This is a genomic window from Caballeronia zhejiangensis (genome assembly GCF_000698575.1).
GTDB lineage: Bacteria > Pseudomonadota > Gammaproteobacteria > Burkholderiales > Burkholderiaceae > Caballeronia > Caballeronia zhejiangensis.
This window is the reverse complement of record NZ_JFHD01000016.1, coordinates 144,488-157,396: the sequence shown is the minus strand read 5'-3', so window position 1 is coordinate 157,396 and position 12,909 is coordinate 144,488. Positions and strand designations below refer to the sequence as shown.

General features: G+C 65.0%; 11 protein-coding genes and 1 pseudogene. 9 read left to right on the top strand and 3 right to left on the bottom strand.

Annotated elements, in window-relative coordinates; genetic code table 11:
• The 6 genes and pseudogenes from BG60_RS20675 to BG60_RS20655 form a co-directional block, all read left to right on the top strand.
• A partial coding sequence (locus BG60_RS20675; protein ID WP_034472590.1) for a hypothetical protein occupies positions 1-920 on the top strand: 920 nt, incomplete at its 5' end.
• A 36-nt stretch (positions 921-956) separates the two neighbouring features.
• Entirely contained in the window at positions 957-1,595 is a 639-nt protein-coding gene (locus tag BG60_RS20670; RefSeq protein WP_008348584.1) for a Vgb family protein, read from the top strand.
• A 43-nt stretch (positions 1,596-1,638) separates the two neighbouring features.
• Positions 1,639-2,544, top strand: a pseudogene (locus BG60_RS40185) (PAS domain-containing protein); the annotation flags it as partial.
• A gap of 265 nt (positions 2,545-2,809) precedes the next feature.
• Positions 2,810-3,814 (top strand): ATP-binding protein, encoded by a 1,005-nt coding sequence (locus tag BG60_RS39345; protein ID WP_200889170.1) that lies wholly within the window; start codon positions 2,810-2,812, stop codon positions 3,812-3,814.
• A 76-nt stretch (positions 3,815-3,890) separates the two neighbouring features.
• Positions 3,891-6,170, top strand: coding sequence for a putative bifunctional diguanylate cyclase/phosphodiesterase (locus BG60_RS20660; RefSeq protein ID WP_008348581.1), 2,280 nt, complete (start codon positions 3,891-3,893; stop codon positions 6,168-6,170).
• A gap of 152 nt (positions 6,171-6,322) precedes the next feature.
• Positions 6,323-6,946, top strand: a complete 624-nt coding sequence (locus BG60_RS20655) for a YajG family lipoprotein (RefSeq protein ID WP_033536296.1) — start codon at positions 6,323-6,325, stop codon at positions 6,944-6,946.
• Between the two features lie 5 nt (positions 6,947-6,951).
• On the opposite strand, the gene BG60_RS20650 is transcribed toward BG60_RS20655, so the two are convergent.
• Positions 6,952-7,209 carry a hypothetical protein gene (locus tag BG60_RS20650; RefSeq protein ID WP_033536295.1) on the bottom strand — a complete coding sequence of 86 codons (258 nt, stop codon included), beginning with the start codon at positions 7,207-7,209 and terminating at the stop codon, positions 6,952-6,954.
• A 50-nt stretch (positions 7,210-7,259) separates the two neighbouring features.
• A complete protein-coding gene (locus BG60_RS20645; RefSeq protein ID WP_008348577.1) occupies positions 7,260-8,219 on the bottom strand; it encodes a LysR family transcriptional regulator in 960 nt (319 codons plus the stop codon).
• Between the two features lie 135 nt (positions 8,220-8,354).
• On the opposite strand from BG60_RS20645, the gene BG60_RS20640 reads away from it, so the two are divergent.
• From BG60_RS20640 to BG60_RS20630, 3 genes are read left to right on the top strand one after another with little or no spacing between them, the layout of a single operon-like run.
• The gene (locus BG60_RS20640) at positions 8,355-9,680 is read left to right on the top strand and encodes an MFS transporter (protein ID WP_008348574.1); all 1,326 of its coding nucleotides are present in this window, start codon (positions 8,355-8,357) and stop codon (positions 9,678-9,680) included.
• 30 nt (positions 9,681-9,710) lie between these two features.
• Positions 9,711-11,216 carry a M81 family metallopeptidase gene (locus BG60_RS20635; protein ID WP_034472586.1) on the top strand — a complete coding sequence of 502 codons (1,506 nt, stop codon included), beginning with the start codon at positions 9,711-9,713 and terminating at the stop codon, positions 11,214-11,216.
• 39 nt (positions 11,217-11,255) lie between these two features.
• The gene (locus tag BG60_RS20630; RefSeq protein ID WP_034472629.1) at positions 11,256-12,284 is read left to right on the top strand and encodes an alpha/beta fold hydrolase; all 1,029 of its coding nucleotides are present in this window, start codon (positions 11,256-11,258) and stop codon (positions 12,282-12,284) included.
• A 20-nt stretch (positions 12,285-12,304) separates the two neighbouring features.
• Here the strand turns inward: BG60_RS20630 and cadR are convergent, their stop codons facing one another.
• On the bottom strand, positions 12,305-12,736 hold the full coding sequence (gene cadR / locus BG60_RS20625; protein WP_008348568.1) for a Cd(II)/Pb(II)-responsive transcriptional regulator: 432 nt from the start codon (positions 12,734-12,736) through the stop codon (positions 12,305-12,307).
• Positions 12,737-12,909 lie beyond the last annotated feature (173 nt).

Genomic DNA, 12,909 nt, shown 5'->3' with positions numbered 1-12,909 from the left:
CGCACGGCGATCACGTCAACGCCGCGCACGCGCGCTATCTCGAAGTGCGGCGCGCGCTTCTCATCGGACGGATCGACGATGCGCAACGCATGCTCGACGAACTGGATCATGCGGCGCTGCCCGCTGCATCGCGGGCCGCGCATGAACTCATCGACGCGGGCATCGCGATGCGCCGTCTGCAGACCCACGCGGCGCGCGCGGCGCTCGAACGCGCGACGCTCGCCGCGCGTGAGGCTGCGATTCCCGCGCTCGCCGCCGAAGTCGACAGCGCGTGGCGCATCCTCAACGCGCCCGCCGCGCGTCTCATCGCGCAGGGCGAAGAGCGGCTGCTCCGGCTCGATGAAGTCGAAGCGCTGTTCGCATCGAATGCCTTCGTCGTCGATGCGTGCCGTCTTTGCGTGCGCGAAAACGGCACGTCGATGTCGCTCGCGACGCGCCCCGTGCTCTTCACGCTCGCGCGCATGCTCGCGCAAGCGTGGCCCGGCGATGTGCCTCGCGACGCGCTGATCCTGCGCGCGTTTCGCATTCGTGAAGCGGACGAAACGCATCGCGCGCGCTTGCGCGTCGAGATGGGCCGGCTGCGCACGATGCTGCGCGCACACGCGAACATCGATGCGACGCCGCGCGGCTTCGTGCTGAAGCCGCGTCACGCGCGCGACGTTGCGGTGCTCGCGTTGCCCGTCGAAGACGAACATGCGCCGCTGCTCGCGTTTCTCGCCGATGGCGAATCGTGGTCCAGCTCCGCGCTCGCCATTGCGCTTGGCGCGAGTCAGCGCACGGTGCAGCGATCGCTCGATGCGCTCGCCGCGAGCGGCAAGGTGCAATCATTCGGTCGCGGCCGTGCGCGCCGCTGGACCACGCCGCCGATGCCCGGATTCGCGACGGCCTTGTTACTCCCCGTCGATCTCGCGAGTGATTAGCATGAAGCCATCGAATCAATCATCAGGAGGACGGCGATGAAACGCGCGAAGGCGGAAATCATCCGCGAATATGGGCCTTTTCCGGATATCGACGGCGTGCATGGCGTCACGTATGACGGCGAGCATGTGTGGTTCGCCGCCGGCGATACGCTCAACGCCTTCGATCCCGAAAGCGGCGAGAAGGCGCGAACGCTCAAGGTCGCGGCGCATGCGGGCACCGCGTTCGACGGCGAGCATCTGTTTCAGATCGCCGAGGACCGCATCCAGAAGATCGATCCGCGAACCGGTCGCGTCGTGTCGACGATTCCCGCGCCGGGCGGCGGCGCGGACTCGGGGCTCGCGTGGGCCGAGGGCACGCTCTGGGTCGGGCAGTACAACGAACGCAAGATTCATCAGATCGATCCGGACGATGGCGCGATCCTGCGCACGATCGAGTCGAATCGCTTCGTGACGGGCGTGACGTGGATCGACGGCGAACTGTGGCACGCGACGTGGGAAGGCGACGAAAGCGAGTTGCGGCACATCGATGCGCAATCGGGCGAAGTCATCGAGCGGCTCGACATGCCCGAAGGCGTGGGCGTGTCGGGACTCGAATCGGATGGACGCGACCGCTTTTTCTGCGGCGGCGGGCGCACGGGCAAGGTGCGCGCGGTGCGCAAACCGAAGCGCGGATAAGAGGCATGGCGGGTAGCGCTTCAGGTCTGAACGAATAGCCTTTATGCTGTCGAATTCGCGAACGACCACGCGATTCTTCAGACAGTTAAGGCCGGTTTTGACTTCGAATATCTCCGATCACCGTCAGCTCGATTCCTGGGTCGGCGAAACAGCGCGCGCCATTCGCGACTACGACTGGCGCGCGACGCCGCTCGGTCCCATCGACGCATGGCCGCAAGTGTTGCGCTCCGTCGTGCAGATGATGCTGCGCAACGCGTTGCCGATGGCCGTGCTATGGGGCGACGAAGGCACGCTGCTCTATAACGACGCATACGCGCATTTTTCGGGCGGGCGTCATCCGCGCATTCTCGGCATGCCGATCGAAGCGGCGTGGCCCGAGGCGGCCGAGTTCAATCGCAATGTGCTCGATACGGGACTGCGCGGAGAATCGCTTTCGTATCGCGACATGAGCTTTACGTTGCCGCGCGACGGTCGCGATGCGCAAGTGTGGCTCGATCTGCATTACAGCCCGGTCGCGTCGAACGAAGGCGTGCCCGTCGGCGTGCTCGCGATCGTCGTCGAAACGACCGGGCGCGTGCTGCTCGAACGCACGCGCGCCGAAGCCGAACGCGCGTTTCGCGAAGCCGATGAGCGCTTGCAACTCGCGCTCAATTCCGGCGCGGTGCTCGGCACGTTCGTGTGGGACATTCCCGACAATCGCGTGAAAGGCGATGAGCGCTTCGCGCGCACGTTTTCGTTTTCGCTCGACGAAGTGGCGCGCGGCATGCCGATCGAGGCGGCGTTCGCGAAGATCCATCCCGAGGATCTGGAACGCGTCAGGGGGCTTATCGTGCGCACGCTGCAGCACGGCGAGCCGTTTCGCGCCGAATACCGCATCCTTTCCGGCGATGCGCGATGGACCTGGATTCTCGCCACCGGCCGCTGCGACCACGACGAAACCGGCACACCAATGCGCTTTCCCGGCGTCATCATCGACATTCACGATCGCAGGATCGCCGAAGAGACCTTGCGGGAACTGACGCGCGGTCTCGAAGACAAGATCTCCGAAGCCGTGGCCGCGCGCATCGCGGTGGAGGCGCAATTGCGTCAGAGCCTGAAAATGGAAGCGCTCGGCGCGATGACGGGCGGCGTCGCGCACGACTTCAACGAACACGCTGCAGGCGATCAGCGGCAACCTGCAATTGCTGCAGTATTTGCCGCCGACGGACAGCCGCGTGCCCGAGCGCGTACACGCCGCGATGGAAGCCGTGCAGCGCGGCGCGAAGCTCGCTTCGCAATTGCTGTCGTTCGCGCGGCGGCAACCGCAGTCGCCGGTCGTGATCAATCCGCAGCGCCTGTTCAAAGAGATGCGCGAGCTCTTGCGGCATGCAGTGGGACCGTCGGTATGCATCAACACGTTGCTCGCGGAGCACGCATGGAACTTCTGCGTCGACCGCAATCAACTGGAAAACGCGCTGCTGAATCTCGCGATCAACGCGCGCGATGCCATGCGCGGCGACGGCAAGCTCACGCTCGTCTGCTCGAACGAAGCGCTCGATGCCGCGGCGTGCGAGGGCAAGGATCTGCATCCGGGCGAATACGTGAAGCTGTCCGCATCGGACACCGGCGCGGGCATGGCGCCCGACGTGCTCGAACGCGCATTCGAGCCGTTCTTCACGACGAAGCCGGAAGGGCACGGCACGGGTCTCGGCCTCTCGATGGTGTTCGGCTTCGTCAAGCAGTCGGGCGGGCATATCGCGGTGTCGAGTTCGGTCGATGTGGGCACGACGGTCGAGATGTTCTTTCCGCGCAGCTTCGACGATGAAACCGCGCAACTGCGCGTCGATGCGATGACGGCGCACACGGGCGGCGCGACGGTGCTCGTCGTCGATGACGATCCGGCCGTGCTGATGTCGACGGTCGCGATACTCGAAGCGATGCATTACACGGTGCTGCGCGCCGCTAACGGCGATGCCGCGATGAGCGTGCTCGAAAGCGGCGTGAACGTCGACCTGATTCTCACCGACGTCGTGATGCCCGGCAAAGTGAAGTGCGCCGATCTCGCGGAATGGGCGTTTTCGCAGGAGCGGCCCGTGCCGGTGATCTACGTCTCCGGCTATACGCGCGACATCATCTCGCGCGATGGCGTGCTGCGGCCGAACGTGACCTTGCTCGGCAAGCCGTATCGCGCGGAGGCGCTGGCGAAGGAAATCGCGGGGGCGTTGCAGGCCGCGGCGTAGCGGTTCCTTTCTCAAGACTTTCTTCTCCGCGCCGATAAACACCGATCAAACCCATCACTAGAACAGGGCCAGAACGGTGCAGAGAGGCGCCAACGATTTCCTCGGGACCATCGGCGAGACCATCGCCAGGAACCGGCCTTACATCGAACGCGCACGCCGTTTCGGTGCGCTCGGTCTCGCGCCGCTCGGCGTGCTCGCCGCCGCGTGCGGAACCATCTTCGTGCCGCTGCCGTGGAACGTGTTGCTCGGCGTGCTCGTCTTCGGCGCGGCGTTCGTCGTGCATCGCATGCACGAAGCGAATCGCAAGATCTTCGTCGCACGTCAGGTCGCGCATGGGCTGCTCGCCATCGCCGAGGACTGTCTCAAGCTGCTGTCGCTCGAAGGCCGCATCATGTGCATTTCGGAGGTCGGCGGGCAGCTCATCGAAGCGGATCACGCAGACGATCTCATCGGCGTCGACTGGCTCGCGCTCTGGGACGGCCCCGACGCGCGGCGTGCCTTCGAACGCGCGAAAGCGGGTGAATCGACGTCGTTCTCCGGAGCCTGCCGCACGATGAACGGCACGCTGAAATGGTGGACGTCGACCTTCGCGCCCGTCTACGGCGAGCACGGACGGGTGAGCGCGGTGCTGTGCAAGTCGCGCGACATCACGGCGGAGCGCAATCTCATCGACGAATTGCGCGGCAACGCGCGCGTGCAAAAGGACATGGAAGATCACGTCGATGCCGTCTTCTGGACCGCGACGCGCGATTTCCGCGAGCTTCTGCATGTGAGCTCCGCGTTCGAACGCATGTGGGAAATGCCGATGTCCGCGCTCGAAGCCGATCAGACCGCCTGGTCGCAAAGCGTGCATCCCGAAGACCTGCCCGCGCTGCGCGACGAAATGCGTACCGCCGTGAACACGGGCGCGGCCACGCAGAGCTATTTTCGTCTCTGCCTGCAGCACGATCGCACGCGCTGGGTGCGCGCAGATATTTATCCGGTCATCGAGGACGGCGCGGTGTCGCGCGTCGTGAGCGTGTGCGTCGATGCCACCGACGAGCGCGAGCGCCTTCAGGAACTGCATCGGCTCGCGAACACCGACAGCCTCACCGGACTCGCCAATCGCAACGCGATGATGGACGCGCTCGTGAAGCGCTGTGAAGCGCTCGCGCCGTTCGCGTATCTCTTCATCGACATCGATCGCTTCAAGTCGATCAACGACACGGCCGGTCATATCGCCGGCGATGCGGTGCTGCGCACCATCGCGCGACGCATCGCGGAAACGCTGCCCGATGGCGCCGTGGCCGCGCGGCCGGGCGGCGACGAGTTCACCGTGATCCTGCCCGGCAGCTTCGATCAGGAAAGCATCGAGCGCGCGTGCCGCAAGCTCTCGCTCGCGTGCCATCGTCCGATCGAGATCGACTGCAAGAGCGTGACGATGACGTGCTCGATCGGCGTCGCGCTCTATCCCGAACACGGACGCACGCCCGAAGCGCTTTTCATCAGCGCCGACATGGCGATGTACGCCGCGAAGCGCGCGGGCCGCAACACGTTTCGCGTGTTCGGCGATCGCGAGAAGGACGATCTCGCGCGCGCGCATCTCGAAGCGCAACTGCACGGCGCGATCCGCGAGAAGGAGTTCGTGCTGCATTATCAGCCGCAATATCGCGTCGATTCCGGTGCGCTTGTCGGTGTCGAGGCGCTGTTGCGCTGGAATCATCCGCAGCTCGGGCTGCTCGGTCCGGGCGCGTTCGTGCCGGTGCTCGAAGAGAGCGCGCTGATCGTCGAGGCGGGGCACTGGGTCATTCGCGAGGCCGTGCAGGCCGGGTCGCAACTCGCGCTCGCGCTGCCGCAGGCTTGCTCGGTCGCGCTCAACGTGTCGCCGAAGCAGTTCCGCGATCCGCGCCTCGTGTCGGTTCTGCGGCACGCGATCAGGCGCGCCGGCATCGATTCGAACCGCATCACGCTCGAGATCACCGAATCCGCGCTGATCGACAACGTCGATGATGCGCAGGTCGTGCTGTCGAACGTTCGCGCGATGGGCGTACGCATCGCCATCGACGATTTCGGCACCGGCTATTCGAGTCTCAGCTATCTCGCGCGCTTCCGGCCGGACGTGCTGAAGCTCGACAAATCCTTCGTCGACAACATCGCCACCGACGCGATGGTGCGCACGGTCGTCGAAGGCGTGATCGATCTCGCGCACAAGCTCGGCGTGACGGTGGTCGCGGAAGGCGTCGAGACGCAGGAGCAGCTCGACACGCTGCGCGACGTGCGCTGCGACAAGGTGCAGGGTTTTCTGTTGAGCCGCCCCGTCCTGCTCGCGAGCCTGATGATGCGGACAGACGCAGAAGACGCCGCGACCGTGCGTTAAACGCGTGCCCGCGCGGGCCGCCCGGCGTTATCATCGCGGCATTCGCGGATGCGAGCCGGAAACGGAGGATGGACGCAATGAGCCACCTGATCTTCGCGTTGGGCGTGTTGCTGCGGCGGTTGACGACGATCGTTCTCCGACGGAGAGCACCGATGAAGATTTTTTGCCTGGGCGTTGCGCTGGCCGCGATCGGCTCGCTTGCATGCGCCCAGTCCGCGCCGCAGTGCCCGCCCGCGGCCGGCCAACTGATACAGGTACGCGACTTCACGGCCGTCAGCCGTGAAAGCGGCGCGTCGCATGTGCTCGGCTCGCGATTGCGGTCGGCGCGCAATGCGGTGAAAGTGGGTCAGAACGCATCGGCGCTGGCGGATGGCATCGTCAAGGCGCTGAACGGGAAAGGTCTCGCCGCTTGCCATGTGACGGCGGATTCGCCGCCGCCGGCATCGGGCTGGCTCGTCAGCGGGGAGTTCGACGAAACGCTGTCGAGCGGATTCGGCTCCGCGTTGCCGTCGATGGGTTCATCCGACAAGACGCCCAACACGCATGTCACCGTGCAGCTCGCCAATCTCGCGGCGAGCCCGGACGCCGCGCCGGCGCAGATCGACACGAGCGGCGAACTGAAAGGGCAGAAATCGGCGGCCGCGCCAAAGCCCTACGGCGCCGCGGCGCGCTTCGTCATCAACGAGGTTCAGTCGATTTCCTCGCTCGATGCGCTCGCCGCGAAGATCGCCGATCAGATCGCGGCGGAGAAGGCGAAGCTCGACGGCGGGCAATAGGCGTTTCACGCCTCCGAGTCGCGCTTGCCTTTCGGATGGTCGGCGCTTGCGTCCGGCGAGGTGTCGGGATCCTTCAGATCGTGCTCGGGCGTGTACGGCCCTTGCTCGGGATGATCCTTGCCCTTCGGAACGAGCGTCGGATCGATATTGCCGTGCTCGCGCTGCTCGATCGTGCCATCGCTCTTTTCTTTGACGTCGCCCTCGCCGAGCGCCTCGCGGCGTTCGTCGGCGCGCTGCACGGGATCTGACGGTTCGCGGTTCATCGCATTCTCCTGAAGATGTTTTCCGTAACGCAGCAAGCCCCGTTCCGCGATCACTTGCGACGTGCCCGAGCGCGCGTTCGTCTGACGGGCGCGGCGCCCGCATGCGCGAACATGGGCATGCGGGTCAGAATCCAGTCGAGCAGTTCCTGCGGCCCGGCCGCGAGCGGACGTCCGGCTTTCACGAGCAGCTTCGCCTGCGCGCTCTCGAAAAGCGGATGCGCGACCGGTATCGTCGTCAGCTCGCCGCTCGCGAGCTCGCGATACGCGGCGAATTCGCCGATCAGCGTCATGAAATTTTCCGCGGCCACGAAGCGCTTCAGCGCGCCGAGCGAGTTCGTCGTGAGCGTCGGGCGGATCGCGAGATCGTCGGTGGTTTCGAGCATCTTCACGACATGGCCGATGCCGAACGTGGGCGGCATCAGCGCGAGCGGATACTCGAGCAGATCGCGAATCCGCGCGACGCCGCCGCGCACGGCCAGCGGATGATCGCGCCGCGCGAGCAGCACGACCGGCTGCGGCGAGCTTGCCCGAATCTCGATGCGCTCGTGCGGCGGCGGGTTGTACGCGAGCCCGATATGCGCGCGGCTCTGCGCGACTTCTTCGAGCAGATCGTCGACCGCGAGCATCTGCACGTCGATTTCGAGGCGCGGATAGCGCGCGCAGAACGGCGCGAGCACATCGTCGACGAGCGTATCGACATAGCCTTCGCTCACCGCGAGACGAATCTGCCCTTGCTGCAGGCCTTTGAGCGCATGCAGCTGATCCTCGAACTTCTCCTGCTGCGAACGATAGCCGCGCCAGAATTCGAGCAGATGGAACGCCGCTTCGGTCGGCCGCACGCCGCGCGGCTCGCGCTCGAAGAGCGTCGTGTCGAGTTCGTTTTCCAGCAATTTGATCTGCCGCGCGATCACCGACGGCGACGTGTTCAGATGATCCGCCGCGCCGCGAATCGTGCCGTGCGTGAGCACTTCGTGGAAATAGCGCAGACGTTGCTGATTGATTTCGCGCATGGTCGTCGTCCGTATGGGAAGGAATGCGTTGCTCGCAGAGCAACGATACGTGAACTTTGTTGCTCTTGCTCGCACGGTCGCACGCGCTCAACATCGCCTTACCCGAGAAAGGGAAGACGAGACAAGGAGACGCGGATGTCGACGATCCAGACCCTGCGCAGCGGCGATGCCGTTTCGGCGCTCTACAGCAGAATCAACTGGCGGCTGCTGCCGCTCCTCATCGCGTGCTACATGTTCGCGTATCTGGACCGCGTGAACGTGGGCTTCGCGAAACTTCAGATGCAAAGCGATCTCGGCTTCTCCGATGCAGCGTACGGCGTCGGCGCGGGGATTTTCTTCATCGGCTATGTGCTGTTCGAGATTCCGAGCAACCTGATGTTGCCGAAGATCGGCGCGCGTCTCACGTTCAGCCGCATTCTCGTGCTGTGGGGCATCACGTCGGCGTGCATGCTCTTCGTGCGCAACGTGCCCGCGTTCTACGCGATGCGCTTCCTGCTCGGCGTCTTCGAAGCGGGTTTCGCGCCAGGCATGATCTATTACCTCTCGAACTGGTACGGCCCTAAGCGCATGGCGCGCGCGATTGCGCTCGTGTTCGTCGCGGGGCCGCTCGGCGGTGTCGTCGGCGGGCCGCTGTCGGCGTGGCTGATTGCGTCGCTCGGCGGCGTCGGCGGACTCGCGGGCTGGCAGTGGATGTTCCTCGTCGAAGGCCTGCCGTGCATCGCGCTCGGCGCGCTCGTGTGGCGCGTGCTCGCCAATCGTCCCGCCGATGCGCGCTGGCTCACGCAGGACGAACAGCGGCTCGTCGAGGCGGAAGTCGGTCATCACGGCGGCGCGTCGCATCGCATCGAATCGTTCGCGGAGATCGCGAAGAACCCGCGCATCTATCTGCTGGCGATCGCGTACTTCTGCATCATCTTTCCGATCTACGCGATCAGCTTCTGGCTGCCGACGCTCATCAAGGAGCAGGGTCTCAGCGGCTCCATGCACGACACGATCCGCCTCGGCTGGTACGTCGCGATTCCGTACGTCGCCGCGGCCGTCGCGATGTACGCAGCGGGCCGCCGTTCCGACAAGGTCGGCGAGCGCCGCTATCACAGCGCAGTGCCCGCGCTCGCCGCCGCCGCGCTGCTCGTGATGACGCCGTATGCGAACGGCAACGTCGTCGCGACGCTCGCGCTGCTCACGCTCGCCACCGCCTGCATGTGGATGGCCTACACGGTGTTCTGGGCGATTCCTTCCGAAACGATTTCCGGCCCGGCGGCGGCGGGCGGCATCGCGCTCATCAACACGATCGGCTTGTCGGGCGGATTCTGGGGCCCCGCGATGATCGGCTGGGTCAAGTCCGCGACCGGCAGCACGAACGGCGGCCTCGTCGTGATGGCGTGCATGGCGGCGCTGTCCTGCGTGCTGATTCTCGCGAACAGGCGCACGGCTGCCGCGGCCACGGCACGCGCGGCCTGAACATCAATCGATACTCGAAAGGACAAGGTCATGAAGATTCTGATCGCAGGATTCCAGCACGAAACGAACACCTTCGCGCCGACGAAGGCGAGCTACCAGAGCTTCATACAGGGCGAAGGCTTTCCGCCGATGGCGCACGGCGACGATGTCCTCAAGCTGCGCGACGTGAACGTGCCGATCGGCGGTTTCATTCAATGGGCCGAGGCGCAAGGGCACGAGCCGATTCCGGTGATCTGGGCGGGCGCGAGCGCATCGGCGCATGTGACGCAGGACGCATACGAGCGCATCGCGGGCGCGATCGTCGATCGCGTGCAGGCAGGCGGCTTCGACGCGATCTATCTCGATCTGCACGGCGCGATGGTCGCCGAACATCTCGACGATGGCGAAGGCGAACTGCTGGCGCGCGTGCGCAACATCGTCGGCGATGCGATGCCGCTCGTCGTTTCGCTCGACCTGCATGCGAACGTCACGGCGCGCATGGTCGAACTCGCGGATGCACTCGTCGCGTATCGCACGTATCCGCACGTCGATATGGCCGAAACGGGCTTGCGCGCGGCGCATCTGCTGGCAAAGCGCATCGAACACGGGAAGCCGTTCGCGCGCGCGATGCGGCGCATTCCGTTTCTGATTCCGGTGAACGGCATGTGCACGCTCGTCGAACCGGCGCGCGGCATGTACGCCATGCTCGAGACATTGGAGAAGGATGTCGTGTCGCTGTCGTTCGCGCCGGGCTTTCCGGCATCGGATTTCGACGAATGCGGTCCGGTGTTCTGGGGCTACGCGCTCGACGGCGAGGCGGCGGACTTCGCGGTCGACAAGCTATACACGCAACTCGTGGACGAAGAAGCGCGCTGGAACGTGCCGTTCCTCTCTCCCGATGAAGCCGCGCGTGAAGCGATCGACGCGAGCCGCGATGCGGGCAAGCCCGTCATCATCGCGGATACGCAGGACAATCCGGGCGTCGGCGGCGATTCGAACACGATGGGCATGGTCCGCGCACTGCTGCGCCACGACGCGCGCGACGCTGCGGTAGGCGTTATCTGGGACGAGAAGGCGGCGCATGCGGCGCATCGCGCGGGCGTCGGCGCGCGCATCAGGATAGCGCTGGGCGGCGGCTCGAACGTGCCCGGCGACGCGCCGCTTGAAGGCGAGTTCGAAGTCGAGTATTTGTCGGATGGCCGCTTTCGCTTCGACGGCCCGATGCTCAATGGCATGTCGGGCGAACTGGGACCGACGGCTTGCCTGCGTATCGGCGGCGTGCGTATCGCGGTGAGCAGCATCAAGATGCAGGTCTTCGACCGCAATCTCTTTCGCGTTGCGGGCATCGAGCCGGAGCGCATGAAGATTCTGGTGAACAAGAGCTCGGTGCATTTCCGCGCCGATTTCGAGCCGATCGCCGAGCGCGTGCTCGTCGCGAAAGCGCCCGGCTCGATGGCCGCCGATCCGGCCGATCTGCCCTGGCGCAATCTCGATTCGCGCATGCGTGTGCGACCGCTCGGGCCGACGCTCGCCGAACTGCGCGCATCGGCTGCGTGAACGTTTTTCATCGACTACATGGACAAGGAGAATCAAAAGATGCCGGACGATCAGATCAACGCGCGGCGCCGACGCTTGCTCGGCACGGCGGTCGCGAGTGTAGGCGCGATGCAGCTCGGTTTCAGCGACCTCGTGCGCGCGCAGACCGCGCCGCGCGCATCGTCGAGTGCGGGCTTCGCCGGCATTCGCCAGATCGACGCGGGCGCGCTCAACATCGGCTATGCGGAAGCGGGTCCGGCGAACGGTCCCGTGGTGATCCTGCTGCACGGCTGGCCCTACGACATCCACGCATTCGCGGAAGTCACGCCGATGCTCGCGGCGCAGGGTTATCGCGTGATCGTGCCGTATCTGCGCGGGTACGGCTCCACGCGCTTTCTTTCCGCCGACACGCCGCGCAACGGACAGCAGGCGGTGGTCGCGGTGGACATCATCGCGTTGATGGATGCGCTCAAGATTCAGCAGGCCACGCTCGGCGCGTTCGACTGGGGCGCGCGCACGGCGAACATCATCGCGGCGCTGTGGCCGGAACGCGTGAAGGCGATGGTCTCAGTGAGCGGCTATCTGATCGGCAGCCAGCAGGCGAATCGCGCGCCGCTGCCGCCGAAAGCCGAGCTCGCATGGTGGTATCAGTTCTACTTCGCGACCGAGCGCGGCCAGGCGGGCTACGAGGCGAACCGTCACGCTTTCAACAAGCTGATCTGGCAACTCGCATCGCCGAAATGGAACTTCGACGACGCGACGTATGACCGTTCCGCGAAATCGTTCGATAACCCCGATCACGTCGCCGTGGTGATTCACAACTATCGATGGCGTCTCGGGCTCGTGCAGGGCGAAGCGCAATACGACGCGCTCGAACAGCGTCTCGCGAGCGCGCCGACGATCGGCGTGCCCACGATCACGATGGAAGGCGATGCCAACGGCGCGCCGCATCCCGATCCGTCGGCGTATGCCAAGAAGTTCACGGGCAAGTATGAGCATCGGAACGTCGCGGGCGGCATCGGCCACAATCTGCCGCAAGAAGCGCCGAAAGCATTCGCCGATGCGGTCATCGACGCAAGCCGCATGTAACGCGCATGCAGGACGAAGCGCTAGCCGACGTGTGACTTCTTCGTTCTGCGTCCCGGCGTCTTCTGCGATGTCAGTTCGTGCACGATCCCGCACGAATCGACGGCGTGCTCGCCGCGGCATGTCTCGCGCAATGCGGTGAGCCGGTCGCGCAGCCTCATCAATTCGTCGATGCGCGCGCTTACGTGGCCGATATGCTCATCGACGAGCGCATCGATTTCGCGGCAATCCGGCGAGCGCGCCTGCAATGCGTAGAGCAGGGCGCGCACTTCGTCGTGCGTCATGTCGAGCTCGCGGCAATTGCGGATAAGGCGCAGGCGTTCGACATGCGTCTTGTCGTAAGTCCGGTAATTCGCGTCCGTCCTTGCAGGCGGCGGAATCAGCCCTTCCTTTTCGTAGAAGCGGATCGTATCGGGCGTGCAATTCGCTATGCGCGCCAGTTCCCCTATCTTCATTTCGGCATCCTTTTTTCTTGACCCTGGAGTGGCTCCAAGGTGTTCAATTCGGGAAAAGTCAAGAAAAGGAGCCAGTATGTTACGTCCCGAGAGCATCGGCAAGCCCCGGCCTGAGCCGGCTGATCGTCGTGTCCGAAATGATTTAAAGGAATACGAAATAAAGACGAAAGCTT

What these genes read in the sequence shown, in the direction of transcription:
- BG60_RS20635 (WP_034472586.1), top strand. Translation starts at nt 9,711, where the DNA reads ATGAAGATTCTGATCGCAGGATTCCAGCACGAAACGAACACCTTCGCG.
- BG60_RS20640 (WP_008348574.1), top strand. Translation starts at nt 8,355, where the DNA reads ATGTCGACGATCCAGACCCTGCGCAGCGGCGATGCCGTTTCGGCGCTC.
- BG60_RS20655 (WP_033536296.1), top strand. Translation starts at nt 6,323, where the DNA reads ATGAAGATTTTTTGCCTGGGCGTTGCGCTGGCCGCGATCGGCTCGCTT.
- BG60_RS20630 (WP_034472629.1), top strand. Translation starts at nt 11,256, where the DNA reads ATGCCGGACGATCAGATCAACGCGCGGCGCCGACGCTTGCTCGGCACG.
- cadR (WP_008348568.1), bottom strand. Translation starts at nt 12,736, where the DNA reads ATGAAGATAGGGGAACTGGCGCGCATAGCGAATTGCACGCCCGATACG.
- BG60_RS20645 (WP_008348577.1), bottom strand. Translation starts at nt 8,219, where the DNA reads ATGCGCGAAATCAATCAGCAACGTCTGCGCTATTTCCACGAAGTGCTC.
- BG60_RS20670 (WP_008348584.1), top strand. Translation starts at nt 957, where the DNA reads ATGAAACGCGCGAAGGCGGAAATCATCCGCGAATATGGGCCTTTTCCG.
- BG60_RS20650 (WP_033536295.1), bottom strand. Translation starts at nt 7,209, where the DNA reads ATGAACCGCGAACCGTCAGATCCCGTGCAGCGCGCCGACGAACGCCGC.